A 26,315-nucleotide genomic window follows, 5' to 3' on the forward strand; every position below is an offset into this window, starting at 1 on the left:
CGTAGGACAATTTAGACGAATAATGCTACACTAAGCGTTCGAATAAAAACGAGTAAAATTGATGTTAGCGCTAAGAAGTATTTTCTATCGTCTATTAAAACTACCAGTAAATTTATGGGTTCATTGTCGCATTGTTGCCGATGAAGTATTTAATCGTATATCAAGCGACGATGAGCAACCTGTTTTTTATATTGTCAGACATAGATCGGCAAGTGATTTAATTGCGCTACAAAAAGCCTGTAAAAAGCTGAATTTTCCCGACCCTCTGTCCACTGTGATGATCAACGGACAATCTTATGAACGTGCCATTTGTATTGAAACACCTAAGCCACTGATCGGCAAAGCCAAGCCTTCAACGGCAATGCAGCAAGGGCTTTCGATACTCAAAGCACATGAAAAAAACGGCGCGCTTCAAGCACAAATTATTCCCGCCAATATTGTATGGGGACGCAAACCTTCAAAAGAAAAGCCTACTACCAACGTTCGTGAAGTTATTGCCGAACAAGAATCGCCTAGTTGGTTGAAAAAGTTTTTTATCGTAATGTTTTTAGGTAGAAATACCCTAGTGCGTTTCAGTGAACCGTTGTCAGTACGCTATTTGGCTGACAAACACGGCACAGATGACAATACTGCACGAAAGTTACTGCGAGTAGCACGCGCACATTTTTATCGTCAAAAAATTGCAGCAACAGGGCCAAGGCTGATGAACCGTCAGCAGATGTTCAAGGTTTTGTTGAAGAATCCAGCCATTGCCCGTTTGATTAGTGATGAAGCGCAATCAAAAGGTGTTAGTGAAGCTGAAATGAGCAAACAAGCACTGGCCATTATGGATGAAATTGCTGGCGACTATCGCGAAGGTATGATCCGTGTTGGTGAACGTGTTCTACATTGGCTTTGGAATCGTCTATATAGTGGTATTGAAGTACATAATGCCGCGGCGTTAAGAGAGTTGGCCGATGAAGGGCATGAAATAATATATGTACCTTGCCACCGAAGTCATATGGACTACTTATTACTGACCTATATCATCTATCAACAAGGGTTAGTGACACCAAGAATTGCTGCCGGGATCAACTTAAACTTTTGGCCAGCTGGCCCTATATTCAGAAAAGCAGGCGCATTTTTTATCCGCCGCAGCTTTAAAGGTAACCGCATGTACTCAACCATTTTTAGAGAGTATTTAGGGTTACTATTTGAAAAAGGCTATGCCGTTAAATACTACTCCGAAGGCGGCCGCAGTCGAACAGGTAAACTACTGGAGCCTAAAACCGGCATGCTGGCAATGACCATTCAAAGTTTGTTGCGGGGCATAGATAGACCATTAACCTTAGTACCTGTGTATTTAGGTTATGAGCATGTGATGGAAGTTGGCAGTTACTACAAAGAACTTAGTGGCAGTAAAAAACAAAAAGAATCAGCACTTGGTGTAGTAAAAGCGATTAAAAACCTGCGTAACTATGGTAAAGGCTTTGTAAACTTTGGTACGCCGATCAACATTAATCAATTTTTAACCGAGCAAGTTAGCGATTGGAAACAAGATATTGATCCCATCGATCCACAAAAACCAAGTTGGTTAACACCCAGCGTTAATGTGTTAGCGGATCAGGTGATGACGAATATCAACAAGTGTGCGGCAATTAATGGCGTATCACTGGTAGCAACTATCTTACATGCGACAGACAACAAGGCGTTATCAAAACACGACTTAATTCAACAGTTGGATTTTTTCCTTGCGATACAACGAAGTGCTCCTTACAGTGAGCAACTCACCATTCCTAAACAATCAGGTGCTGAGTTATTAGAAGATGTCATTAAACTTAGAAAGGTGACCATAGATCACGACAGCCTAGGTGATATTATCTCCTTAAGTGACTTCGCTGCATTAGAAATGCGTTATTACCGTAATAACATCTTGCACAGTTATATTTTACCTGCCTTGGTTTGTCGTATTCTGGATAAAACCGCAAAAATTAATGAGGATGAGCTTAAAATCCAAGTCATTAAACTGGTAAAAGTTTTACGCCAAGATTTGTTTTTATGGCAAGATGAGCACGACGTACAAGCACAAGTTGACCAAGTACTCACTTATCTAGAGCAGCATGAAATCGCTAAAGCCAGTAAAGCGCAGTTTTGGTCATTAAGCAGTGATATGCAAGCCAGAAGTTTTGTTCAGGTTATGGGTGAAGTTGCCGATGAAACATTACAACGTTTGGCAATTGTTACTACCTTATCATCACGCTTATCGCCTATCAGTAAAAACGATTTAGGTGAAAAATCGGTGGCGATAGCGAAACGCCTATCAGTCGTTAACAATATTAACGCCCCTGAGTTTATTGATAAGAAAGCACAACTTACCTTGATAAACAGTTTAAAAGAACTTGATTATCTAATGGTTGATGACAAAGGCAGTTTAGTCCCGAGTTCAACACTAGATTGTATTAAAAATAACGTCGCCAATTTAGTCGATATATCGGTATTACAAAACATCGTTCGTTAAAAAGAAATGGTCAGAGCAAGTCATCAAAGGTTTGCTCTATACCAAGCAATTCAATATTTAATTGCTTGGTATTACATATGCTCGATATAAATACCAAGAAAAACAATTAAACCAACCCAATGATTGTTGAGAAATGCGCGAAAACAAGCATGTCTATCGCGCTGTGCAATGATCATTTGCTGATAGCAGAAAAAGCCCGCTACAATCACTAAACTTAGCTGAAATGGCCAACCAAATGCCATCATTTCGCCCACAGTGAATAGCGTGGCAAGCGTCATCATTTGTAAAAAACCAACGATGCGTTTGTCATATTGACCAAACAATATGGCTGTAGATTTAACACCTATTTTCATATCGTCATCTCGGTCAACCATTGCGTACATAGTATCGTAGGCAACAGTCCACAAAAGATTGGCGATAAATAATAACCACGCCTCTGCTGGTACCTCACCACGGGCCTCAGCAAAGGCCATGATCATACCCCAGCTAAACGCGGCACCTAAGATCACTTGTGGGAAATGGGTATAGCGCTTCATAAAGGGGTAACTGGCTGCTAACAATAAGGCAACGACCGAAAGCTGAATCGTAAACCAGGATAACGTTAAGACAAGAGACAGTGCACCACCAATGAGAAAGGCGAATATGCTTAGCGCTTGTTCTTCGGTAATTGTTCCAGCAACAAGAGGCCTTTGTGCAGTACGTTTAACATGACCATCGACCTTACGGTCGGCAAAGTCATTAATAACACAGCCGGCGCTACGCATAATAAAAACACCGACACAAAAAACAAACAAGAGATGAAATGACGGCCAGCCATCAGCTGCGATCCACAATGCCCACATGGTTGGCCATAACAACAAATAAGTACCTATGGGTTTATCCATGCGAGTTAACTGTTTAACGGCTACCCATTTTTCACGCCAGGTTAACGTTGCTTGGTTCATGCATTCACCATAATGTTTTGATATGCAAATGAATCAGGTAAAAACACTTCAGCAACCATCAGTGGTTTATCATCAATAATAAAAACCGAGCGCCTGCCCCACAAATTATGTTCAATCGACAATTTTAATTCTTTCGCCAGCTGCGTAACGCTCGATTGACTATCAAAACTTGCTACTTCAATTCGTTTGCGCTTTAAATTTGCATGATTAAACAATACTTGCCCTAAAGACTGACTACCTAGTGTGGCAAGTTGTTGCTGCTCACCGGTTAACGAAGCTAAGGGTAATAAACTACGAGCAAATACCTGAGGAACATCATTACACAGCAATAATACTTCTCTAACTAAAACTGGTTCGCCAGGGGGGATATCTTGATTGGATTCTTCAATAGTACAGTGTTGAACAGACTGCCCTAACACTTGGACACGAAACGACTTGGAGAGATTTGATAAGCGAGCAGTTAACGACCCCGGATCTAACAACCAATCTTTTAGTTGCGGAGCTAAGGCCAATGCACCTTCCGAGCACCAATTGGCTTGCATGCCTACCGGAAACAATTTGTGTTGCTTATCTACCATTACCTCTACTTTCTCGCGTTACTACAGCCTCAGCTATGATATCAAAAATGATCGCGCAAAATCGATAAATAAAAATGTAAATCTTAGCTAATATCGCTACAATAGATGCCGATAAGGAAACATTACACGTGGCAAAGGTTTAGTTTGATGATGCACAAAGTCGTTCTTATAGTCTTGTTTTTATTACCCTTCTCTTCTAGTAAAGCAGCAGACTATGCTTATTATGGATTCGAACCACAAATAGTGACCAATTATGTCGCTGTGAAAAAGAAAATGGGCTACGTTAGGCTCTCTGTTGAGTTGATGATTTCAGATTCTTCCAACTATGAAGCGGTTGAACATCACGCACCACTTTTACGTGATGCTATTATTACCATTATTGGCCAACAACCAGAAGCAAAGATTAAATCAATTAATGGCAGACAAGAAATTCAACGTTTGTGTGAAGAGAAAGTCAAAAATTTGCTGACCAAAGAAACAGGTAAGCCACTAATTAAAAAATTGCTATTTACTCAGTGGCTTGATAACTAACGCTTAAAACGTATCCAAGCAAGTATACAACCAGAAATTAAACCGACGGAATGCGCAGTATTGGCCATATTGATGGGTAGTAGTTGCGCATAACCCAAAAGCAACCATACCATTAGAAAACCAATCACGGGTTTTGATATAGATAAACCTTTTTCAGGTGCCAGCCATCCTGCCCACCAAACATAACCCACGACGGCATACACGACACCAGAAAGCCCACCAAAGTTTGGACCAGAAGCCAGATATTGCCCTAAGTTAGAACAAATGGCAGAAATTAAAAACAGCTGAATTAATTCCCACTTGCCAATACGTTGTTCAATCGCTCCCCCTAACTGCCACCACCACATCGTATTAAATGCAATGTGCAGTAGTGAGAAGTGGAAAAACGCTGGGCCAATTAATCTCAGTGGTTCTGCAAATAACTGCTCTACAGATAATGGTGAGAAAAAGCGCAGCTTAAAAAATATCGACTCTGCAAAACCGAACACACTGACAATATATACTAGCCAACATAACGCAAAAATAGATAAGGTAACCCAGCCGGCATGTGCTAAAAACTGTTGGCGAAAACTTGCAATATTTCCCGATTTTAATGGTTTAACACTAACAGACTCCGACGAATCCCAAGCAGCTTGTTGATACTTGTCGTCATGAGGGTTTTCAATGAATTGTGCAAAGAGGTGTCGAGCTCGTTCTAAGTGCTCAACATCACACCAAACAACAAATTCTTGCTGTTGTTCTTCAACCTTCGACGCAATGCCTTGGCTGCGCAAATATTGACTAAACAACAACGCAATATTGTGCTGATTAATGTTAACTAGCGGCGTTAAATGTGAATCAGACATAGCAGGTTAAATTAACCTGCTTCAACTGTGTCAGGGTGAAGAGCTTGCCATTCAACAAAACCACCATCAAGAGAGTAAACGTCAGTAAAATCTTGACCGATAAGAAACTGTGCGGCTTGTTGACTAGAGATACCGTGATAACAACAAACCACCGTTGGCGCGTCAAAATCAGCATCTCTTAAAAAGTCAGGCAAGTTTTCATTGGTTAAATGAAATGCACCAGGTATATGACCCGCCTGAAAAGAAGCAGGGTCTCGAATATCAACAACCACATGGCTTTCATCGGCCAGAAGTTGACGTAATTCGTTAATTTTCATATGTTTAAAACCTAGTGCACTCACTATGTATTACTCCCAGTTAAGAATAACTTTACCTGATTGGCCAGAACGCATCACATCAAAACCTTGTTGGAAATCATCGATATTAAATTGATGTGTAATAATTGGCGTCAAATCCAATCCTGATTGAATCAAGCTTGCCATTTTATACCAAGTTTCAAACATTTCGCGACCATAAATTCCTTTAATGGTAAGTCCTTTGAAAATCACTTTCGACCAATCAATCGCCATTTCTTTACCAGGAATACCTAACATGGCAATTTTTCCGCCATTGTTCATGTTTTCCAGCATATCAGTAAATGCCATAGGCACCCCTGACATTTCTAAACCAACATCAAAACCTTCAGTCATACCAAGTTCTTGCATAACATCTGAAAGTTTTTCATTGGCAACATTTACCACACGAGTCGCCCCCATGGTTTTAGCTAACTCCAAACGGTATTCGTTAACATCTGTGATCACGACATGGCGAGCACCAACGTGTTTTGCCACTGCTGCCGCCATAATACCAATTGGACCAGCCCCTGTGATCAAAACGTCTTCGCCCACTAAATCGAAAGATAAAGCGGTATGTACGGCATTGCCAAATGGGTCAAAAATTGCGGCTAAATCATCAGAAATTTCATCGGGTAATTTAAACGCATTAAATGCAGGAATCACTAAATATTCAGCAAAGCAGCCTTCGCGATCAACACCTACACCAACAGTATTACGACACAAGTGTGTGCGACCACCTCGGCAGTTTCGACAATGACCACAAGTAATGTGACCTTCACCAGAAACACGGTCTCCAATTTCAAAACCTTTTACTTCTTGACCAATGCCAACCACTTCACCTGCATATTCATGACCGACCACCATTGGCACAGGAATAGTCTTTTGTGACCATTCATCCCAGTTATAAATATGAATATCGGTACCACAAATAGCGGTTTTTTTAATCTTGATAAGTAAGTCATTGTGACCCAATGTCGGCTTAGCCGTATCGGTCATCCAAATCCCTTCTTTAGGGTGTAATTTTGATAGAGATTTCATGATTAAATCACTCCCATTTCTTTACCAATACGGGTAAAGGCATCAATCGCTTTATCTAGTTGCTCTTTAGAATGAGCAGCAGAAATTTGTGTTCTAATTCGAGCTTGACCTTGAGGTACAACAGGGAAAGAGAAACCAATTACATAAATACCTTCAGCCAATAGACGGTCAGCCATAGCGCTAGCAACTTTTGCATCAAATAACATCACAGGAACAATTGCATGGTCAGCACCTGCACAAGTAAAGCCAGCTGCTTCTATTTGTGTTCTAAAGTAGGTTGCATTGTCTTTTAGTTTAGCTCTTAAATCGCCACTCTCAGCTAACAAGTCAATCACTTCAATTGACGCGTTAACAATAGCTGGTGCTAATGAGTTAGAAAATAAATAAGGACGAGAACGTTGACGTAACCAATCAATCACTTCTTTTTTGCCAGAAGTGTAACCACCTGAAGCACCACCCATCGCTTTGCCTAAGGTACCAGTGATAATATCAACACGTCCCATCACATCACAAAACTCATGGCTACCTCGACCCTGTTCACCAACAAAGCCAACAGCGTGAGAGTCGTCAACCATCACTAAAGCACCGTACTTATCGGCAAGATCGCAAATCGCTTTTAAGTTAGCGATTACACCGTCCATCGAAAATACACCATCAGTTGCAATCAGCTTAAAGCGAGCTCCAGCTTCATTTGCTTCTTGTAAACGGGCTTCAAGCTCAGCCATGTCGTTGTTGGCATAACGGAAGCGCTTAGCTTTACATAAACGAACACCATCGATAATTGAAGCATGGTTTAAAGCGTCTGAAATAATCGCATCTTCAGGGCCAAGTAAAGTTTCAAATAAACCTGCGTTAGCATCAAAACATGAAGAGTACAAAATAGTGTCTTCCATGCCTAAAAATGAAGACAGTTTTTGCTCCAAGGTTTTATGAATATCTTGTGTACCACAGATAAATCTTACCGATGCCATGCCAAAACCGTGATCGGTTAATCCCTGTTTAGCGGCGTCAATCAACCTTGGGTGATTGGCTAAACCTAAATAGTTGTTAGCACAAAAGTTAATGACCTCGTCACCCGTGCTAACAGCAATTTTTGCTTGTTGTGCCGTTGTGATAATACGTTCTTTCTTGTACAAACCGTCTTGCTCTACTTGTTGTAGTTGCTCTGCAAGATGACCATAAAAATTAGTTGTGGATGCTGATGTCGTCACAATGAATCCTCAGATGTTTTAGTTATACCAACTCAATTAAACATTTAAGTTGCTATTATTATGTTTGCGATATTATCAGCCTAGTTCAATTCAGAAATAAAGTGACACTACGATTAAAACCGTCATAAAATAATCACAATATGACACCCATAAGGTTCAATTTGACATGCATATATGTCCATTTTGTTTTTACATGAGTTATTTCAGTTATGATCACAGCTAAAGACGAAGAGTTATTATCTATATTGCGATGTAATGCAAGGGCCAGTATTTCAGATATTGCAAGGGCTACAGGCGTTTCGCGCACTGCGGTACAAAATCGTTTAACTAAGCTTGAAAACAATCAAGTGATCAAAGGTTATAGCGTTGTTTTGGGAAATGACTATAGTGACCAGTTAGTCACTGCCGACGTATCGCTGACCGTTAGCCCTAACCTCAGGCAACATGTCTGTATAGCATTAAGGAAAATTCCACAAATCAGCAGAATTTGCTCAATCAGTGGAAAATATGATCTACTTGTAACTATTGAGGCGGCACAGCTTGAAACGTTAAGTAATATTTTAAACAGTGTCTGCTCACTAGAAGGTGTTGAACGCACTAACTCAGCAATTATTCTCGACACTATGTTTGAGCGCTAAGCCAACTTCTGACAATAAAAGGCTAATTTTGATGTCCACTGTTGAGCGTATCATCAAGCCATATTGCAATATGTTCAGCGGTATATTTTTTACTGTTTAAAATAGAGTGGCCGTCACGGCTACCTTTATGTGTTTGAAATATACTGCGAGAATCACCATTCCAGTTGAATAGCTCTTGAGAGGTTTGATATGAGCTGTGATAAACCGAATCTAAAAAATAGGTTGGGATATCAATCAAGTTCTTAAAAGACTCTTTTTGCATGTAATTTAACAATGGCGCAATCATGACAAAGGCATTAATACGAGAGTTTTGCGCTAAATCTATTGCTTGTGCCGCAGAACAACCTATGGAAATCACCGCCAGCTCTTGATCTTTTTCAATGCGTTCTCGAATAAATTGCTGAGCGGCAAGTACATCATCGCGCCAAAACGCCTGTAACGCTGAAACTTCTGTTTGATAGGTCGCTAAATCTTTAGAAAGTCGCTTTATATTAAGGTGATTAAATTCTTGTGAAACACTGCCACCAAAGCCCCTAAAATCTACAGCTAGTGCGTGCAACCCTTTTGCAGCAATCAACGGAAGCAATTTTTCATAACTAGCAAGACTGTGATCACAACCGTGCAGTAGCAGAACACCCGCGGCATTAGTTTTACCGGCGAAATACTGCGCATTTAGCATAAAACCGTCTTTTCCCATAACCTTGACACTATTTAGCGACTCTTTTTGCTCTTCAACAACTTCATTGGTTTGAGCATAAAGTGGACTTTGCCACACCAAGAAAAAGACGGTAAGAATAGATGAATACCAACGCTTATTAATTTTCTGCTGAATCATTAATTTTATCCTAGGGTTAATTCACCACTTTAACTACAGTATACTTACATTTTTTATTAATTGACCCAGTTATTTTGCGCGCCTTTATTAGTTTATTTTTATACCGAGTTTTCTTTTTGTGCCTGTTGCCGGTTTTATTGTTGGCTTTAATTATTCGCTCAAAAAACAACCCTGACTATCGTAAAAGATTACTAGAGCGATTAGGCGTGTTAACTAGTCCAATGAAGCGACACGGGATAGTGGTTCACGCATCTAGTGTTGGAGAGGTAATTGCTTTAAAAGCCTACATCAATGGCATTCTTAACCAGTATCCGAATATACCTGTCACTTTAACTACCTTCACACCAACGGGTTCAGCACAAGTTCAAAAGTTATTTGGCGTTCGCGTACAACATTGTTACTTACCGCTAGATGTTTGGCCTTGCACTTGGCTATTTTTAAGGCAATTACAGCCACGAGTATTAGTCTTAATGGAAACGGAAATCTGGCCAAACTTGATTGCTCAATGTGCCAACCGAGGCATTCCAATGCAGCTGATCAATGGTAGGTTGTCAGATAAATCCATGAAGAGTTACCAAAAACTATCATGGCTTATTTCAGCCAGTTTGCAAAAGTTTAGTGAGATTTGGACACAAAGTAGCGAAAATCAAAGCAACTTTTTAGCATTAGGCGCCAACACATCTACAACAAATATATCGGGCAATTTAAAGTTTGATATTCAGCTAACCGATGATGTAAACAATAAAATTGCTGCACTTAATGATTCTTTACATTCATCTCATCCTATTTGGTTAGTCGCTAGTACTCACGAAGGTGATGAAACCTTAGTGCTTGATAGCTTTAAAGAACTTAAAAAACTGCAGCCTTCGTTATTAATGATGTTAGTACCAAGGCACCCTGAACGATTCGAACAGGTTCACCGATTATGCATTGAACATGGCTTTGCAGTGGCCAAACGTAGTAACGAAGATTCAGTCACTGACACCACTGACATCTGGCTAATTGATACCTTGGGCGAACTGTTAGCTTGTTGTGGTATCGCAGACATTGTCACTATGGGGGGGAGTTTTTCTGCCATTGGCGGCCACAACCCATTAGAGCCAGCACTATTTAAAAAACCGGTGATCGTTGGCCCTAACATGAAAAACTTTAGCTTTATTAATCAGCAAATGTTAAATCATCACGCTATTATCCAACTTGATAGCGCAATCAACACACCAATGTCAGCCCAATTAACACAAGCCGTTAATTTATTATTGAACGATAAAGATAAGCAGCAATTACTTGGTGCGGCAGCCTATAAAGTAGTGCAGATGAATCAAGGAGCCAGCCAAAAAACCGTCGATGCGCTAGATAAATTTTTGTCATGATTGAGCAAACAATCCAGTTAGTTGAACACCAAGCAAAATGGCGTACTCTGTTTTTAAAAGAAAAAACGGCACTTGAACTCGTGTTAACTGATCACCTTGTTGGGCCGATCGAACATGTAGGTAGCACAGCCGTAGAAGGCCTGATGGCAAAACCCACGATAGATATTATGATAGGGGTAGAAAGTTTAACTGCTTCAAAGTTTATGATTAACGTATTAACTAATCTAAACTATTGCTATGCGCCCTACAAAACGGAGCAAATGCACTGGTTTTGTAAACCAAGTCCAGCCAATAGGGAATTCCATTTACACTTAATTCCACTCAACTCTAAGCTGTGGCATGACAGGTTATTCTTTCGAGACAAGCTACGCCAATCGGCTGAACTAAAAACTCAATATCAATCACTTAAGCAAAAATTAGCAGTGCAATTTGCTAATGATAGAGATCAGTATTCAATCGCTAAAACCGAGTTTATCCAACAGGTTCTAGCGTTGAGAGATTATAATACCAATTGAAATAAGGTTTATTCCTCAGATGCATATTCAGGGTAGTGGTCTGCGATAAGTTGACGAATTTTATCTTTAACCTGAGTAACACTAATACCATTCATTAAAGTGCTCCCCTTAGCGCGTATACCCCAAGGTAACTTTGACACAGGCATTCCATATTGTTGCTGAACAACTTGCTGATAACAGCTCACCACATATTGTTGGTAATAATAAGGCCCTGTGCGATGTGGATTTGAGTGTGCATAAAGCCCAATTACCGGCGTGCCTACAGTGACGGCCATATGAGCAGGCCCAGTATCAGGTGCAATAACTAAATGTGCTAACTTTAAAACCGCCAATAGCTGTTTTAGTGATGTTTTTGCAACTAAATTGATGACCGGATATTTACAATGACTAACAATATCTTCACTTAATAATTTTTCAGCCGTTGTAGGGCCGCCACAAATAACGACCTGAAAGCCACGTTCAGATAAGTGCTCAGCAATGGCGCTATAGCCTTCGACATGCCAATTGCGTTCAGCTTTACTGGCTGCTGGAGAAATCACGGCAATCGGTTTGTCGCCAGCTAATTTTTCACTCGCCCATAGCTGTGCGTCATCAGGAATTGGCATTTGCCAACTTGGCTTTTCGGTTTTTATTCCTAGCGCTTGAGCAAAACCTAAAAAGCCATCCAGTACATGTGGTTGCTCCATAGGCGCAACACGTTTGTTAGTGAATAACCATTGGCCTTCTTTAGCTCTCGCTTTATCAAAACCTATTTTAGTTTTTGCCGAAATACACAAACTGGCTAAGCTAGATCGAAGTGCAACCTGCATATGTAAAAGCACGTCAAAGGTAACACCTGAAAGTTGACGTTTTAAATCGCGATAGCCCTGCAAACCTGCCGATTTATCAAAGACGACAAATTCAACCCCCGGTAAACCTTCTAACATAGCGGCTTCAACTTTACCGATCACCCAAGTAATTTTGATACTTGGCCACTGACGTTGAATTTGTTGCACCATCGCAGTGGCATGACAAACATCACCAATGGCAGACAAACGTAATAAACACAAAGTTTTTGGCGCAGTTAATTGACCCGACATAAAGGATTCACCACAATATAACATTATTAAAATCGATAGATTGGCTAGTATTATCTTGAACCCAAACACAATTGTAAAACCCTGTCAGGAAAAAGATTTCACCCTTGGTCAAATTTCTGGTCAATATGACAGCAATAGCATTAAAAACTTTTCAGTCGACATGTTAAGTCCGCAATACTGGCAACAAAATAATGCGGTGATCACTACCGCTCAGGGGCGTGGCACCACTTACTTTGTTAAATACCAATCTCAAGAGTGGGTACTAAGGCATTATTATCGAGGTGGGTTAATCGGTAAGATAATTCACGATAGCTACTTATATACGGGGCTGAAAAATACACGAGCAGCAAAAGAATTTGACTTGCTGAAACACCTAAATCAGCTGCAGTTACCAGCGCCTAAACCTATCGCCTATCGTGTGATTCGTTCTGGGATAAGTTATCAAGCCGATATTCTAACGGCTCGCATTGGTCACGCTAAAGATTTAGTCGCAATCTTACAAGATCGCGAACTGGATGATCAGGTATGGCTCAGTATCGGCGCTTGCATCAAACAGTTTCACGATCATGGTATTTATCACCATGATCTAAACGCACATAATATTTTGCTCGATGACAACTTAAAAGTGTGGGTTATTGATTTTGACCAAGGTGAGATACGTTCGCCACAACAAGCCTGGCAACAAGCCAACATGACAAGATTGTTGCGCTCTTTTAATAAGGAACAGCAAAAACTAGCTAACTTTCACTGGCAGAAGGAAAACTGGGCAACGCTGATGGAAGGATATTTAAGCCTTTAAGATAATACGGACTTTTAATAAATACTCGCTGTCCATTAGCTAAAGGCTATAACAACTGCAAATTTCATCTATGCTCTAATAGACCATCTACGTATAATGCTCGGCCTATTTTCCATGTGAATAATGTGCCGGTGAGATATTGACCATGAAACAGCTTAGTGTATTAGTTTTTTCCTTGATCTTAGTCAGCAAGGCTTGTTTCGCAGAGGCGACATTGAGCCATTACGAAAAGGCATTAGCGCTATTTAATGAGCAGAAGTTTGCTGACGCTGAAATTGTTGTAAAAAACAGTATTCAGGAAAATCCAAATTATTTACCTGCTCGGCTTTTATTAGGAAAAACCTTATTACAGCAAGGGAAAATTGACGCAGCAGAAAAGGAACTTACTTTGTCGCTCAATTTGCGCGCCGATAGTGATATTGTGGTGCTACCTTTGATTGACACTAAGCTGCTGTTGAACAAACCTCAAGAGGCTTTGAGCCTGTTTGAGCAATATCAACACCTCTCGCGCGACGCTCAATATTATTTGTTACAAGGCAATACCTACAAAGCCCTTGATCAATTAGCGTCAGCTGAAGAGTCTTATCAGTCAGCACTTGCTATCAATAGCAAGGACATTAAGACGTTAACGGCATTATCAGATTTATTCTACCAACAGCGTGATGTCAAAAAAGCGCGACAATATGTAGATCAAGCTTTGTTAGTCTCACCGTTATACACTCCGGCATTATTGTTAAGAGCTGAACTATTTAAAGAAACAAAAAAATTCCAAGATGCAGCCAACCAATACCAGAGTATTCTGGCGAGTGAACCAAACAACAAACAAGCCCTGTTTGGTCAAGCCAGTGTTTTACTTGCTCAAAATCAACTTGATGACGCGCTTTTATTGTCAACAAAGTTACGTCAACTAGCCCCCAATGATCCTTATGCTAAGTTATTACATTCTTCGTTATTAACGTTGCAAGGGGATAGTACTCAAGGGAAACAAATCTTAGCCGATATTCAACAGCAAATATTAGGCTTGTCTGATCAGCAACGCAGTGAAGAAAATGTGTTATTGCTGTCGAGCAGCGTCGATTTTTTAAATGGTAATTTTCAGCAAGCACGTATTCAGCTGCAACGATACCTACAAAATTATGGTGAACACCTGATTGTTCGACGTCATCTTGCCACAATAGCATTACGTGAAAACGATGTTAAACAAGCAGAATTTCATATCAATAAAGCATTGGATATCAACGAAGATGATGTAGAAGTACAGCTGCTCGCTAGTGCTATTTTCAAACAAACGCTTTCACCTCATGACTACTTATCTTTTGTCACTAATACCTATCAAGAGCATAAAGAAAATCAACTGGTTAAAGAGCAATATATTGCGGCACTGATCGAAGCAGGCGAATATCAACAAGCACAAGCCCTTTTGAGTCAGCAATCAGATTCACTGGCGACAAAAACCTTATTGGGTTTTGTCTTGCTTCAGCAAGCAGATTATCAACAAGCCACTATAATTAGCCAAGATTTATTAAATCGCTACCCTAATAAAGTGGAAGTATTGCAACTGGCTGGCGAGCTTTCGTTGAAAATTGGCCAACGCGAAGACGCAATCGCACTGTTCAAACAAGCAATAGTGTTAGATGAGAAATTTCGACCTGCATTATTAGCATTGGCAGGTATTAGTTTAAACGAACAGAAATTAAAACAGGCAGAATCATACTATCAACATATTTTAAACTTTTATCCAGAAGACGCCGATGTGTTGCAACTTTATACCGATTTAGCGATTACTCAACAGCAACATCAATTAGCAATAAAGTTACTGATGAGTTTGCCTGAATCTATACGTGACAATAAGCAAACGACAGGCGCCTTGCTTTCTTTGTATTTAACGACAAACCAGTTGGATCTAGCACAAGGAGCCGCAGAACAGCTAAAAAAAATCGATCCCTTTAATCAAGAATATTTGCTTGCTCGAAGCCAACTCGAAAAGCAACAAGGTGACATCAACAAAGCTAAAAAAACACTAAAAGTTTTGTTTGGCTTGGTTTATGACGAGATAATCAAACTCGAACATGTAGCATCATTACAATTAGATCTTGGTGACGATGAGGCGGCTGCAAAAACTATTGAAAGGGCGTCTGATCTCAGTGGGCATGCCAATGATTATCTGAATGCTAGATTAGCACTGATCCGTGAAGATTATGCTGCTGTCGATCAAGCAGTGTCTGAAGCGTTACAGGGAGATGACAAAAACCAAGCTTGGTTAGAATTGCAAATATACTCACTAATGGCTCAACAACAGCAAGCAGCAGCATTGCCTCTACTTGAGTCACTATACTCAGATAGTGCTTCGCGCAAATATTTGCAGCTGTTGGCACAACTATACGCCGCTTTAAACAAAAAAGACGAATTACAACAACTGCTTAGTATTTGGTTGACTAATAACCCACAAGATACTTGGGCTACAGCGCAGCTTTCCTCCCTATTTGAAAAGTCTGGAAATATTACTGCAGCGATTAAGATTTTGGAAAGTTACCCTCAAGTTAACAGCCAGCCGCTGTTCTTAAACAACCTCGCTGCACTTTATCAAAGCACCGATCTAAAAAAAGCCTCTCGATATGCTTATAAAGCTCATCAACTATTGCCTAATTTTGCCCCGATTAATGATACGCTCGGTTGGACTTTAGTGTTACAAAATAAACCAGAACAAGGGTTAAGTTATTTGCGCGAAGCCATATCTCGAGATAGCACAAAAGCAACCTATCACTATCATCTTGCCATTACCCTAGAAAAGCTCGGACGATTAGATGAAGCGAAGCAAACTGCATTAAATGCGCAACGATTAAATGCTGAACATCATCTGCTCTCTGCCATACAGCACTTGCTAACAGTAAAATAGCATCAAAAGGCAGTTAAACCGTATAACCAAATTACGATATAAACATAAAATTAACATAAGACAACGCTGTCATTTTTTCACCAACATGGTAGAATGCGCGCCGTTTTTTTCAAAGATGTATGAGAAGTTTTATGCGCCTATTAGCACTAATTTCAGCATTAGTGGTTAGCACTTGTGCTTTCGCTGATACCATTGACCTAGGACAAGCTAGTCAATACAACGCATTTATAAAAGAAAACTACCGTGTAACTTCTTCAGATGTAGAAGGTAAAGTCGCTGTTGGTGGTAATTTATATGTTAACGGTGGTTACGATATTGGTACCCACGTTTTAGATCATGGCATGAGCTCTGGTCCAAGCCTAGTTGTTGGTGGCGATATCAATAAAACAGGCTCAGGAAATTTCAACGTTTACCAATCGCAATCCCAAATTGTCGCTGGTGATGTAGTACTCGGTGGTGAATTAACTGGTGGCCCTAATGGTACTGGCCAAGTAACACAAAACAGCACAACTTTGCCGGTTAATTTCGATTCTGCTTTTTCCCATTTAGAAAGCTTGTCGGCAAATTTAGCAGCACGCACTGCACATAATGCAGTAACAGACCACGGTTGGGCACTAGAGTTTACAGTTAATCCAGATGTTGTTCCTACTGATGGTGTTTACGTGTTTAACGTTACCCAAGATATGTTCGCCTCAACATGGTTAATTAACACTGATGGCATGGCGGATAACTCAACGTTTATTTTTAATGTTTCAAATACCGAAAGTACATCGGTTAATTTCACACAATCACGTGTATTTTTAACTAACAATAACAACCGATTCGATTACAGCAATCCAATAGATGGTTATTTTCGTGGTAAAAATGACTACGACAAACCACCTGTACAGCTTTTATACAATTTTGCTGATGCAAACCGATTACATTTAAATTCTGATTTATATGGCACCGTACTCGCGCCGAATGCCGATATTATCGCAAACAGTTCAGTTATCTGGGGTCAAGTTATTGGCAAGTCATGGCAAGGGAATATGCAAATTAACTACAACCCATTTGACCCTGTAGATGGTGGTACAACTAAAGTTCCTGAAGCACCAACAGTATTTTTGTTTGTTATGGCGATAGTGATAATAGCTATGCGTAAATTTAAATTACAGAGCTTTAAAGTAAACAAACAAGAGCAATTCGCCATTTAATCGGTAGAGCTTAAATTCAAAATAAAAAAAGCATAAACTTAAAAGTTTATGCTTTTTTTTATTCATTTGTCCGTCATTCAAAGGGTAATAATAGAGTTTTTATTGCAGGACGAAGTGCAATTAACAAACCCTCTTTATCTAAATTGGGGTTTAACGTTTTGCGCAGCAATAACCCACCTATCATGGCAAACATAATTTCAATGCGAGCATTTATTTCGCGCTCTGAAGATGCTTTTAATGGACCACGCTCTCCCACTAACAAGTTGCGCATTCTTTCTCTAGATTCAGTATCAGATTGCTGAAGTAAAGTGGCAATTTTCTCATTGCGCGCCCCTTCAGATAACATCTCCAAGCTCAATGCCTTATTATCCATATCGGTATGGCGAACAACAGCATCATCAAGACCATCAATTAGTATTGTGACCAAATCACCAGGGTTTTCTTCAAACTCTTGAAACAAAGACAGGGTTTCTTCCATATCACGCTGAATTATTGATTCGATAATGGCATCTTTACTGGCAAAGTAATTGTAGATATGGCCAGCACTCATGCCTGCCATTTTTGAAATTTCAGCCATGCCAGCGCCATGATAGCCCTTACGCTTAAAACACTCTGCAGCAGCACATAGCACTTGATTTCGCCTTGCTTGAGCTAACTCGGGATCTGCATGTCTTTTAGTTTTTGCTTTCATAAAGATTCCACGCTGTGTCGGCAGCTATTTTTACATTAAATAAAATAGCCGCCGAATATATAGATTATTTTTCGTTTGGCAATGCTTTTGTCGTCTTCCCAGGGAAGACCCTACGCACTAAAACAAAAAACATAGGTACAAAAACAACCACCAGTATAGACGAGGCTAAAGTACCACCAATGACCGAAATACCTAGTGCATTTTGTGCACCCGAACCTGCGCTTGATGCTATTGCTAACGGTAAAACACCACAAATAAATGCCATTGAGGTCATTAATATCGGACGCAAACGCAAACGTACTGCATTGACCGCGGCATCGACCAGCCCCATGCCCTCTTCCATTTTATGTATGGCAAATTCAACGATTAAAATAGCGTTTTTAGAGGCTAAACCTATGGTGGTTAACAAGCCTACCTGCAGGTAAATATCATTCGACAAGTTTGCTGAAATAGCGGCGACAGCTGCACCAAATACCCCTAACGGAACAATTAACATAACAGCCGCTGGTACTGACCAACTTTCGTACAAGGCCGCTAAACATAAAAACACCACCAATAACGACAAAGCGTAAAGCAAGGGTGCTTGTCCACCACTTAGGCGTTCCTCATACGATATGCCTGTCCATTCATAAGCAATGCCCGGCGGTAATTGCTTCACTATTTTTTCAACTTCCGCCATCGCTTGTCCGGTACTAAACCCTGGGGCTGCAGAACCTTGAATTTCCATGGCCGATAAACCGTTGTATCGTTCTAATCGAGGTGAACCGTAAGTCCAATAGGCACTGGCAAATGTCGTGAATGGCACCATGTCACCTTGATTGTTTCTGACAAACCATTGATCAATATCTTCAGGTACCATGCGAGATTCAGCTACGCCCTGCACATAAACCTTTTTAACACGGCCGCGATCAATAAAGTCATTTACGTATCGACCACCCCAAGCTGTTGCTAAAGTACTGTTAATCTCTGCTTGAGTGATGCCAAGAGCTTCAGCTTTTGCCAAATCAATATCAAGTTGTAATTCTGGCTTATCTTCTAAGCCATTGGGGCGTACTCCCGCCAATACTGGATTTTGTGCCGCCATTCCCAAGAACATATTGCGAGCATTTAGTAATTTCTCATGACCCAATCCAACACGGTCTTGCAGATAAAAAGTAAAACCATTGGCGGTGCCTAATTCGATTACAGCAGGTGGTGGGAAAGCAAAAACAAAAGCCTCTTTAATGGTGGCAAAATACCCCATTGCTTTACCCGCAACCGCGCCAACTGACAAGTCAGGGCGTTGACGTTCATCCCAATGTTTTAATCCAACAAAACCAATGGCTGCATTTTGTCCAGAGCCGGCAAAACTAAAGCCCGCAACACTGAAAATTGAGCGCACGGCTGCCGACTGATCTTCTAAAAAGTGGCGTTCCATTTTTTTAACCACTTCTAGCGTTTGCTCTGTGGTAGAACCCGCTGGCAAGCTCACTTGGTTAAACAAGATACCTTGGTCTTCATTGGGTAAAAACGCAGAAGGTAATTGCGAAAAAATATAAACCATGCCACCAACGATCAATCCATAACATAACAAGTAACGTTTGCTTTGTTTGATCATTCGGCTAACAAAACCTTGTGCCCCGCTGTTGGTTTTATCAAAGCCGCGGTTAAAGCCAGTAAAAAATCGACCAAGTAACGACTTATCATCATGCACATGGCTTGGTTTTAACATAGTGGCACATAAAGCAGGCGTCAGAATCAATGCCACTAACACTGAAAGACTCATTGCAGTAACCAAGGTAATAGAAAACTGTCGATAAATAACCCCTGTGGAGCCAGCAAAAAATGCCATAGGGATAAATACTGCAGATAACACCATGGCAATACCGACAAGTGCACCTTTTATTTCATCCATCGATTTACGTGTTGCTTCAAGTGGCGATAGATTTTCTTCCGTCATCACACGCTCAACATTTTCTACCACAACAATGGCATCATCTACCAACAAGCCAATGGCTAATACCATGGCAAACATAGTCAATGTATTGATTGAAAAACCAAATGTTTGTAAAACAGCAAAGGTACCTAGCAATACCACAGGTACAGCAATGGTTGGAATAAGTGTTGCCCTAAAGTTTTGTAAAAACAAGTACATAACAAGGAACACTAACACCACAGCTTCTATTAGGGTGTTAACCACCTTTTCAATAGATAACGAAACAAACGGTGTTGTGTCATAAGGTACTACTGAGGTTAAACCTTCTGGAAAAAAGTCTTCAAGCTCCTTTAATGCTGCCTTTACACCTTCCGCGGTATCAAGCGCATTAGCACCACTGGCAAGCTTTATCCCAAGCCCAGTCGCAGGTTTACCGTTATATCGGGCAACAACACCATAGTTTTCACCACCTAATTCGACAGTTGCGACATCAGACAGTCTTACAAATGAGCCATCAGCATTGGTTTTTACAAATATATTGCGAAATTGCTCTGGTGTTTGCAGTCTACTTTGTGCGGTCACCGTCGCATTAATTTGTTGCCCTGAAATTGCTGGTAACGCCCCTAATTGCCCCGCAGAAACTTGTGCATTTTGTGCCTGAATTGCGGCGCTAATGTCATTTGGCGTTAGTTGATATTTATGCAACATATCGGGCTTTAACCAAATACGCATTGCATATTGAGAACCAAACAACTGTACTTCACCAACACCATTTACACGTGAAATAATATCTTGCACATTTGAAGCAACATAATCGCCAATGTCGATGTTATTCATGCTGCCATCTTCAGAAACAAAGCCAACAACCATTAAAAAGTTGCGAGCAGATTTAGCCACAGAAACCCCTTGTCGTTGAACCTCTTGAGGTAAAAGTGGCGTTGCTAACGACAACTTATTTTGCACTTGTACCTGTGCAATATCTGGGTCGGTATCAGCATCAAATGTTAAGGTTAATGTTGCAGAGCCATTTGATTCAGAGGTTGATGACATATACAACAAGCCATCAAGCCCTTTCATCTTTTGTTCAATAACTTGTGTAACGGTATCTTCTAGCGTTCGTGCAGAAGCACCAGGGTAACTTGCTTGAATACTAATAGCAGGTGGTGCTATCGATGGATATTGAGCAACGGGTAAGCTTGTTATCGCCAACACACCAGCTAACATCACAACGATGGCCAATACCCATGCAAAGATAGGTCTATCTATAAAAAATCGAGACATGTGCTACTCCGTTATTTCACTTCATTTAACGAAGATTCTGCCGGCACTGGTGATACAGGTGCACCTGGACGAATTTTTTGCAAACCTTCAACGATTAACTGATCGCCATCAACTAAACCGTCAGTGACTAGCCATTGTGCACCAACCGTACGATCAACCGTTAATACTCTAGGTTCAACTTTGTTGTCTTTACTAACCACTAAAGCGGTTGGTTGCCCTTTAGTATTGCGATTAACACCGCGTTGAGGTGCTAAAATTGCACTTTCTTTTACCCCTTCAACAATTGCAGCACGCACATACATACCAGGTAACAACATTTTGTCTGGGTTTGGAAATTCTGCACGAAGAGAAACAGAACCTGTGCTGGTATTAACAGTCACTTCTGAAAATTTTAATTTTCCTGGGTAAGGATAAACACTGCCATCTTCAAGCATTAATTCTACTTTTGAATGTAGTTCTTTGTCTCTGGTAAGAGTGCCTGAAGCAATAGCTTGCTTTAAACGTGTTAATTCGGTGCTTGACTGTGTTAAGTCGACATAGATGGGGTCAAGCTGGGTAACTGTTGCTAATGTCCCCTCTTGATTAGCATTAACAAGCGCACCAGCCGTGACTTCTGATTTACCTATTTGACCATCAATGGGTGATTTTACTTTTGTATAGTTGAGGTTAATTTCAGCGGTTTGTAATTGCGCTTTAGCCGTTAACAAATCAGCTTCTGCACTTTTAAATGATGCTACTGCTTCGTCATAATCTTGTTGGCTCGCCGCTTTGGTTTTTAACAAGTTTTTGTATCGCGTAAGTTTTGCCTTAGCGTTAGCAATATTAGCCTCGGCTTTTTTGATAGCTGCTTTATTAGTTGCAACTTGCGCTTCAAAAATAGCGGGATCGATTTGATATAGTGCTTGACCCTGTTTAACTTCAGCACCTTCAGTAAATAACCGATGTTGAATAATGCCAGTAACCTGAGGTCTAATTTCGGCAATTTGTGATGCAGATACTCGCCCAGGTAGCTCTTTAGTCAATGTAATAGCTTGGCTTTTTACTGTGACCACACCAACAGGCATAGCCTGCATTGCGGGTCCCTTAGCTTGTGCCTGTTCAGGCTGACCACACCCAGACATAATGATCAATGCCATAACAATGGCAGAAAATTGAAAAGAAAAAGAATTAACTCGTTGCATTACTGTACCTTCAACTTAGAGTGAACGATCATTCTAATTTAATTTTCTGTACATTAAAACAACTAAATGATCTTTTTAATATACTAGAACATGCTCAGTACTTTTGTTTAATTCAGGTATAGGCTTAGCCAAAAAGCATGGTAACTTATTGATATTTTTATCAATAAAAAACAAAACCATTTGTAGTATGCTAAATAAGGATGGCGCTTGAAAAATATATTGTTACAAACAACAAGCGAAGTAAATCACGGACAAGTCGATAACCGAGCGGGGTACAAAAGCTAGTTGAAATTTAAATAAACGCTAGGGCCTAGAAACCCTAGCTGAACAGATTTGTGACTAAGCTACCGCTAACGCTTCTTTGTGGCGTTGTTGGTACATGGCTTTTGCTTTCATAAAATCTGGCTTAGCTGATTCAGTAATGTAAGGGCGGATCATCACCAAAATTTTCAACACGCCATCTAAAAATACTGAATCATTGATCTCGGTATTTTCATTTTGTGTTTGATAAAAGCTCAACCAGAATGTGTTGATCAAGCGTAAAATGCTAACGATATCGGCTAACTCATCATCTTCGAAAGTCATCATATTGGCATCACGTAAAGACACTAACATTTCACTTAATCGTTTAGAAATGGTGTGTTGTACCTCTACATATTTTTCATGCAATAACGGGTTTTTCGCCAATAACACAGGTAAATTAGCGTAGAAAAAACGAAACTTCATTAACGCTTGGAAAACCGCATCCATATACAAAATAATGGTGTCGAGCGGTTTAGTTTCTGGGTTTACCTGAGGAAAGGTGTCTAATAGTAGATTACGAGCGTATTCTTCGTAAATGGATAAGATGATGTCTTCTTTGTTGCGAAAGTGGTAGTACAAGTTGCCGGGACTAATGCCGAGGTGAGCAGCGATATGGTTAGTTGTGACATTCCTTTCGCCCTGTTCATTAAATAACTCGATACTTGCTTGAATTATTTTATCCCGAGTTTTCATACTCTTTTACTTTCTTTATCAATGAATCAATCCCCTAATCATACTATCAATTTTTAGCCAAGGTAAAGATATTCGAGTAAATACTTTAAGTCTGTTGCTTACTAGCCCATACAAACTAGGCATAAGCCTTGTTGTCATATGGCCGTGGGCTTATTACAATGAAACTATCTAACTAAACTCAATCAAAATCATGAATGTAAAAGCAATTTATCCAGGCACTTTCGATCCAGTAACTAATGGCCATACTGATCTTATTGAACGCGCAAGTCGTTTGTTTTCTGAAGTGATCGTTGGTGTCGCTGCCAGTCCGAGTAAAAAGCCCATGTTTGATTTGGCACAACGGGTCACGCTATTAGAGCAAGTGACAGCGCATTTACCTAATGTCAAAGTAGTCGGTTTTACAGGTTTATTAGTTGAATTTGCTCAGTTACACCAAGCCAGTGTTTTGATTCGTGGTTTACGTGCTGTATCAGATTTTGAATACGAATTTCAATTAGCTAACATGAATAGACGTTTGTCACCTGATTTAGAAAGTGTGTTTTTAACACCCGCGGAAGAAAACTCTTTTATCTCATCAACCCTAGTGAAGGAAGTTGCACTACATAAAGGTGATGTCAGTCAGTTTGTTGATGCCGCCGTGCAAAAAGCGATTATCGAACAATTAACAAAATAACACAGTTGATTTAAAGACAAGTACTCTTAAAGTCGCTAGACTGATGATAAAACAACCAACTATGAGAGGTTTACAATGAAAACCATAATGACAGTACTTAGTTTATTAGCTGTTTTGTCTGGGTGTTCAAGTAACTCCATTAGCTTGCAAACACAAAATGAAAACATTCGAAGTTATATCGCCAGCAACAACTTGCAGCATGTTAGCCGCGTTAACTCTTTTCGTTTTCAAGGCTGGAACGCATTAACCGACGAGTTTATGTTTTTATCATCTTCACCCAAGCGCAATTATTTAATTGAACTAAAAGGCTTTTGTGACGATATTCGTTGGGCACATGTATTAAGAATTCATCGTCAAACCGATGCCACTTTGCATGCCAAGTTTGATTCTGTATTTAGCTTGCGTAACCCGCAAATGAACTGTCGTATAGATAAGATATACCCAGTCACTAAAGAGCAACGCAAAGCAATTTATCAGCTCAACGAACAAAAACCTGAAGAGCCAAAATCTGCAGAACAACCTGAAACGGAGTAAGAGTAAGTTACTCCGTTTGGCAATTGGGGCAAAATACTGAACTGCGATTAGATTGTCTGACTTCTTGCAGTTGGCTTTGGCATTTCACACATGGCTGACCTGCTCGGCCATATACCAATAGCTGCTGTGCAAAATAACCCGGTCTGCCATCGGCCTGAGTAAAGTCTTTTAATGTGGTGCCACCTTGTTCAATCGCAGCCGCCAAAACATTTTTTATAATATCAGTCAGGTTATTGAATCGTGTTTGGTCAATATTGCACGCTAAGCTGGTTGGTAATATACCGGCTTGAAACAAGGCTTCATTAGCATAAATATTACCGACACCAACCACCACTTGGTTATTCATCAAGAAGGTTTTAATCGGTACTTTGCGCTTTTGTGCTTTTTCAAACAAATAACCATGGGCAAAATCATCAGTTAGTGGCTCAGGTCCAAGTTTGGTAAATAAGCCTTGCTGATCTTGGTGTTTGTCTAGCCATAATACGGCGCCAAATCGGCGAGGATCGTTTAACCTTAACGCTTGGCCATGTTGAAAAACAATATCAACATGATCGTGTTTTGCTACAGGTGACTCTGCTGGAATAACCCGTATTGTGCCAGACATCCCTAAATGAATGACCACTGTGCCTGTGTCAAATTCAAGCAACAAATATTTCGATCGCCTTTTAACCGCTGACACCTCCTGACCAACGATAGTAGTTACTTCTTCAGGTACTGGCCATCTTAATTGCTTTTGTCTAACAACAACCTCAGCAACTTGCTGATCTTTAATATGTGGCGTAATGCCTAATCGGCATACTTCTACTTCAGGTAATTCAGGCATAACACCCCTACAAGGTTAATTGTTTCATTTTCGCGACCAACGCTTGAGCAAAACGCTTTGGCGATTGCTCATCCATATTAAAATACAGTGAAGGTTCAATTAATTCCGCTTCCATTAAGGCAAAGCTTTCTTGATAACGAACAAAATCTACCCTAGCGTAAAGTGGCATAGTATGAATACTCGCAATCTGTTCAATACACCAATTCGCCTGTTTAACCAGTTCAGCTTCAGGTTCAATACTTTGTAATTGGCCACCATGTTCTTCTTGTACCCTAAAATCTTGTTTTTTAGGCGTTTTCAAAATCGCATGGCTGTATTCACCATTAAAATAAAATAACGAAAATTCCCCTTCTGCTATAACACTGTCCATAAAAGGCTGTGCCATAAAATGACGCTGTGCAAACGCGCTATTAAGCACAGCTAATTTTTGGGCAGCAGTAGAGCGATGCAGCCAAAAAGTATTATCGGAATTGGCACTAATACGAGGTTTTAGCACAATTTGATCACGATTTAGTTGCTCAAACATAATGTCGAGCTGTTCAGCCGTTAATAGCTTGTCATCAAGCTTATCAAACCAACGAGTTGGCACCACAGAAACACCCTGTTGCTCAAGCTGTTGCAGATAAATTTTATCGATATTCCAACGAACAATTTCAATTGCATTTTCTAGATGGGCGCTCGATGCTTCTATTTGTTCTAGTACTTGGATAAATGCCGCGGCATCGTCTTGATAATCCCACGGAGTGCGAATAATGACAGCGTCAAAATCAGACCAATTAACGTTTTGAGCACGCCAAGAAATGGTTTCTGTTTGCCATCCAAGTTCAGCTAAATATGGCTCAATCAAGTGGTCATAGGCGTGAAAGTCTTCCAAACTGTCCATAGACAAAATGGCACAACGTTTTTCCATCATA

Annotated in this window: 24 protein-coding genes; 10 read left to right on the forward strand and 14 right to left on the reverse strand. The window is 40.3% G+C overall.

Features of this window, described 5'->3' with window-relative positions; all coding sequences use genetic code 11:
- Window positions 1-61: 61 nt before the first annotated feature.
- Window positions 62-2,497: a glycerol-3-phosphate 1-O-acyltransferase PlsB gene (gene plsB / locus IE199_RS15470; protein ID WP_189772302.1), complete on the forward strand. Its 2,436-nt coding sequence runs from the start codon at window positions 62-64 to the stop codon at window positions 2,495-2,497.
- A 71-nt stretch (window positions 2,498-2,568) separates the two neighbouring features.
- Here plsB and ubiA read toward each other — a convergent pair whose 3' ends face one another.
- Window positions 2,569-3,441, reverse strand: a complete 873-nt coding sequence (gene ubiA / locus IE199_RS15475; RefSeq protein WP_189772304.1) for a 4-hydroxybenzoate octaprenyltransferase — start codon at window positions 3,439-3,441, stop codon at window positions 2,569-2,571.
- Complete coding sequence (locus tag IE199_RS15480; protein WP_229854759.1) at window positions 3,438-4,019, reverse strand: chorismate--pyruvate lyase family protein; 582 nt, start codon at window positions 4,017-4,019, stop codon at window positions 3,438-3,440. Before IE199_RS15480 ends, ubiA begins: the two co-directional genes overlap by 4 nt.
- Before the next feature lie 150 nt (window positions 4,020-4,169).
- On the opposite strand from IE199_RS15480, the gene IE199_RS15485 reads away from it, so the two are divergent.
- Window positions 4,170-4,550 (forward strand): flagellar basal body-associated protein FliL, encoded by a 381-nt coding sequence (locus tag IE199_RS15485; protein WP_189772578.1) that lies wholly within the window; start codon window positions 4,170-4,172, stop codon window positions 4,548-4,550.
- Here IE199_RS15485 and glpG read toward each other — a convergent pair.
- Genes glpG through kbl form a run of 4 tightly spaced genes read right to left on the reverse strand, consistent with a single transcriptional unit; the run spans window position 4,547 to window position 7,979 of the window.
- Window positions 4,547-5,395, reverse strand: coding sequence for a rhomboid family intramembrane serine protease GlpG (glpG, locus tag IE199_RS15490; protein WP_189772306.1), 849 nt, complete (start codon window positions 5,393-5,395; stop codon window positions 4,547-4,549). The two genes, IE199_RS15485 and glpG, sit on opposite strands and share 4 nt — an antisense overlap.
- 11 nt (window positions 5,396-5,406) lie before the next feature.
- Entirely contained in the window at window positions 5,407-5,712 is a 306-nt protein-coding gene (gene glpE, locus IE199_RS15495; RefSeq protein WP_189772315.1) for a thiosulfate sulfurtransferase GlpE, read from the reverse strand.
- 30 nt (window positions 5,713-5,742) lie between these two features.
- On the reverse strand, window positions 5,743-6,768 hold the full coding sequence (gene tdh, locus IE199_RS15500) for an L-threonine 3-dehydrogenase (protein ID WP_189772317.1): 1,026 nt from the start codon (window positions 6,766-6,768) through the stop codon (window positions 5,743-5,745).
- A 2-nt stretch (window positions 6,769-6,770) separates the two neighbouring features.
- Entirely contained in the window at window positions 6,771-7,979 is a 1,209-nt protein-coding gene (kbl, locus tag IE199_RS15505) for a glycine C-acetyltransferase (RefSeq protein WP_189772319.1), read from the reverse strand.
- 209 nt (window positions 7,980-8,188) lie between these two features.
- Between kbl and IE199_RS15510 the strand changes: the two genes are divergently transcribed.
- Window positions 8,189-8,617 (forward strand): Lrp/AsnC family transcriptional regulator, encoded by a 429-nt coding sequence (locus tag IE199_RS15510; protein ID WP_189772321.1) that lies wholly within the window; start codon window positions 8,189-8,191, stop codon window positions 8,615-8,617.
- A gap of 22 nt (window positions 8,618-8,639) precedes the next feature.
- On the opposite strand, the gene IE199_RS15515 is transcribed toward IE199_RS15510, so the two are convergent.
- Complete coding sequence (locus IE199_RS15515; protein WP_189772323.1) at window positions 8,640-9,452, reverse strand: alpha/beta hydrolase; 813 nt, start codon at window positions 9,450-9,452, stop codon at window positions 8,640-8,642.
- A gap of 74 nt (window positions 9,453-9,526) precedes the next feature.
- Between IE199_RS15515 and waaA the strand changes: the two genes are divergently transcribed.
- Both waaA and IE199_RS15525 read left to right on the forward strand, forming a co-directional pair.
- Window positions 9,527-10,822 carry a lipid IV(A) 3-deoxy-D-manno-octulosonic acid transferase gene (gene waaA, locus IE199_RS15520; RefSeq protein WP_268245327.1) on the forward strand — a complete coding sequence of 432 codons (1,296 nt, stop codon included), beginning with the start codon at window positions 9,527-9,529 and terminating at the stop codon, window positions 10,820-10,822.
- On the forward strand, window positions 10,819-11,337 hold the full coding sequence (locus IE199_RS15525; protein ID WP_189772327.1) for a GrpB family protein: 519 nt from the start codon (window positions 10,819-10,821) through the stop codon (window positions 11,335-11,337). Before waaA ends, IE199_RS15525 begins: the two co-directional genes overlap by 4 nt.
- A gap of 8 nt (window positions 11,338-11,345) precedes the next feature.
- On the opposite strand, the gene IE199_RS15530 is transcribed toward IE199_RS15525, so the two are convergent.
- Entirely contained in the window at window positions 11,346-12,416 is a 1,071-nt protein-coding gene (locus IE199_RS15530; RefSeq protein WP_189772329.1) for a glycosyltransferase family 9 protein, read from the reverse strand.
- A 55-nt stretch (window positions 12,417-12,471) separates the two neighbouring features.
- On the opposite strand from IE199_RS15530, the gene IE199_RS15535 reads away from it, so the two are divergent.
- The 3 genes from IE199_RS15535 to IE199_RS15545 all read left to right on the forward strand — a co-directional run bounded on the left by IE199_RS15535 (window position 12,472) and on the right by IE199_RS15545 (window position 17,307).
- Window positions 12,472-13,215: a 3-deoxy-D-manno-octulosonic acid kinase gene (locus IE199_RS15535; protein ID WP_229854763.1), complete on the forward strand. Its 744-nt coding sequence runs from the start codon at window positions 12,472-12,474 to the stop codon at window positions 13,213-13,215.
- A 145-nt stretch (window positions 13,216-13,360) separates the two neighbouring features.
- Window positions 13,361-16,111, forward strand: coding sequence for an XrtA/PEP-CTERM system TPR-repeat protein PrsT (gene prsT / locus IE199_RS15540; RefSeq protein ID WP_189772331.1), 2,751 nt, complete (start codon window positions 13,361-13,363; stop codon window positions 16,109-16,111).
- A gap of 131 nt (window positions 16,112-16,242) precedes the next feature.
- Complete coding sequence (locus tag IE199_RS15545; RefSeq protein ID WP_189772333.1) at window positions 16,243-17,307, forward strand: choice-of-anchor A family protein; 1,065 nt, start codon at window positions 16,243-16,245, stop codon at window positions 17,305-17,307.
- Window positions 17,308-17,380: 73 nt separating this feature from the next.
- On the opposite strand, the gene IE199_RS15550 is transcribed toward IE199_RS15545, so the two are convergent.
- The 4 genes from IE199_RS15550 to IE199_RS15565 all read right to left on the reverse strand — a co-directional run bounded on the left by IE199_RS15550 (window position 17,381) and on the right by IE199_RS15565 (window position 23,371).
- Complete coding sequence (locus IE199_RS15550; RefSeq protein WP_189772335.1) at window positions 17,381-17,998, reverse strand: TetR/AcrR family transcriptional regulator; 618 nt, start codon at window positions 17,996-17,998, stop codon at window positions 17,381-17,383.
- A 64-nt stretch (window positions 17,999-18,062) separates the two neighbouring features.
- The gene (locus IE199_RS15555; protein ID WP_189772337.1) at window positions 18,063-21,194 is read right to left on the reverse strand and encodes an efflux RND transporter permease subunit; all 3,132 of its coding nucleotides are present in this window, start codon (window positions 21,192-21,194) and stop codon (window positions 18,063-18,065) included.
- A gap of 11 nt (window positions 21,195-21,205) precedes the next feature.
- Window positions 21,206-22,375: an efflux RND transporter periplasmic adaptor subunit gene (locus IE199_RS15560; RefSeq protein ID WP_189772339.1), complete on the reverse strand. Its 1,170-nt coding sequence runs from the start codon at window positions 22,373-22,375 to the stop codon at window positions 21,206-21,208.
- Window positions 22,376-22,714: 339 nt separating this feature from the next.
- A complete protein-coding gene (locus IE199_RS15565; protein ID WP_189772341.1) occupies window positions 22,715-23,371 on the reverse strand; it encodes a TetR/AcrR family transcriptional regulator in 657 nt (218 codons plus the stop codon).
- Between the two features lie 190 nt (window positions 23,372-23,561).
- Here IE199_RS15565 and coaD point away from each other — a divergent pair, with 190 nt between their 5' ends.
- Both coaD and IE199_RS15575 read left to right on the forward strand, forming a co-directional pair.
- On the forward strand, window positions 23,562-24,044 hold the full coding sequence (gene coaD / locus IE199_RS15570) for a pantetheine-phosphate adenylyltransferase (RefSeq protein WP_189772343.1): 483 nt from the start codon (window positions 23,562-23,564) through the stop codon (window positions 24,042-24,044).
- Window positions 24,045-24,119: 75 nt separating this feature from the next.
- Window positions 24,120-24,578 (forward strand): DUF6491 family protein, encoded by a 459-nt coding sequence (locus IE199_RS15575; RefSeq protein ID WP_189772351.1) that lies wholly within the window; start codon window positions 24,120-24,122, stop codon window positions 24,576-24,578.
- A 7-nt stretch (window positions 24,579-24,585) separates the two neighbouring features.
- Here the strand turns inward: IE199_RS15575 and mutM are convergent, their stop codons facing one another.
- Together mutM and IE199_RS15585 are read right to left on the reverse strand one after the other, a co-directional pair.
- Window positions 24,586-25,401 carry a bifunctional DNA-formamidopyrimidine glycosylase/DNA-(apurinic or apyrimidinic site) lyase gene (gene mutM / locus IE199_RS15580; RefSeq protein WP_189772353.1) on the reverse strand — a complete coding sequence of 272 codons (816 nt, stop codon included), beginning with the start codon at window positions 25,399-25,401 and terminating at the stop codon, window positions 24,586-24,588.
- A gap of 7 nt (window positions 25,402-25,408) precedes the next feature.
- Window positions 25,409-26,314, reverse strand: coding sequence for an ATP-grasp domain-containing protein (locus IE199_RS15585; protein ID WP_229854764.1), 906 nt, complete (start codon window positions 26,312-26,314; stop codon window positions 25,409-25,411).
- Between the last annotated feature and the right edge of the window lies 1 nt (window position 26,315).

It is taken from the genome of Thalassotalea marina, from assembly GCF_014656435.1.
Lineage (GTDB): Bacteria > Pseudomonadota > Gammaproteobacteria > Enterobacterales > Alteromonadaceae > Thalassotalea_C > Thalassotalea_C marina.

Coding starts and splice junctions, on each gene's coding strand:
- plsB (WP_189772302.1), top strand. CDS start 62: ATGTTAGCGCTAAGAAGTATTTTCTATCGTCTATTAAAACTACCAGTA.
- ubiA (WP_189772304.1), bottom strand. CDS start 3,441: ATGAACCAAGCAACGTTAACCTGGCGTGAAAAATGGGTAGCCGTTAAA.
- IE199_RS15480 (WP_229854759.1), bottom strand. CDS start 4,019: ATGGTAGATAAGCAACACAAATTGTTTCCGGTAGGCATGCAAGCCAAT.
- IE199_RS15485 (WP_189772578.1), top strand. CDS start 4,170: ATGCACAAAGTCGTTCTTATAGTCTTGTTTTTATTACCCTTCTCTTCT.
- glpG (WP_189772306.1), bottom strand. CDS start 5,395: ATGTCTGATTCACATTTAACGCCGCTAGTTAACATTAATCAGCACAAT.
- glpE (WP_189772315.1), bottom strand. CDS start 5,712: ATGAAAATTAACGAATTACGTCAACTTCTGGCCGATGAAAGCCATGTG.
- tdh (WP_189772317.1), bottom strand. CDS start 6,768: ATGAAATCTCTATCAAAATTACACCCTAAAGAAGGGATTTGGATGACC.
- IE199_RS15510 (WP_189772321.1), top strand. CDS start 8,189: ATGATCACAGCTAAAGACGAAGAGTTATTATCTATATTGCGATGTAAT.
- IE199_RS15515 (WP_189772323.1), bottom strand. CDS start 9,452: ATGATTCAGCAGAAAATTAATAAGCGTTGGTATTCATCTATTCTTACC.
- IE199_RS15525 (WP_189772327.1), top strand. CDS start 10,819: ATGATTGAGCAAACAATCCAGTTAGTTGAACACCAAGCAAAATGGCGT.
- IE199_RS15530 (WP_189772329.1), bottom strand. CDS start 12,416: ATGTCGGGTCAATTAACTGCGCCAAAAACTTTGTGTTTATTACGTTTG.
- prsT (WP_189772331.1), top strand. CDS start 13,361: ATGAAACAGCTTAGTGTATTAGTTTTTTCCTTGATCTTAGTCAGCAAG.
- IE199_RS15545 (WP_189772333.1), top strand. CDS start 16,243: ATGCGCCTATTAGCACTAATTTCAGCATTAGTGGTTAGCACTTGTGCT.
- IE199_RS15550 (WP_189772335.1), bottom strand. CDS start 17,998: ATGAAAGCAAAAACTAAAAGACATGCAGATCCCGAGTTAGCTCAAGCA.
- IE199_RS15555 (WP_189772337.1), bottom strand. CDS start 21,194: ATGTCTCGATTTTTTATAGATAGACCTATCTTTGCATGGGTATTGGCC.
- IE199_RS15560 (WP_189772339.1), bottom strand. CDS start 22,375: ATGCAACGAGTTAATTCTTTTTCTTTTCAATTTTCTGCCATTGTTATG.
- IE199_RS15565 (WP_189772341.1), bottom strand. CDS start 23,371: ATGAAAACTCGGGATAAAATAATTCAAGCAAGTATCGAGTTATTTAAT.
- coaD (WP_189772343.1), top strand. CDS start 23,562: ATGAATGTAAAAGCAATTTATCCAGGCACTTTCGATCCAGTAACTAAT.
- IE199_RS15575 (WP_189772351.1), top strand. CDS start 24,120: ATGAAAACCATAATGACAGTACTTAGTTTATTAGCTGTTTTGTCTGGG.
- mutM (WP_189772353.1), bottom strand. CDS start 25,401: ATGCCTGAATTACCTGAAGTAGAAGTATGCCGATTAGGCATTACGCCA.
- IE199_RS15585 (WP_229854764.1), bottom strand. CDS start 26,314: ATGATGGAAAAACGTTGTGCCATTTTGTCTATGGACAGTTTGGAAGAC.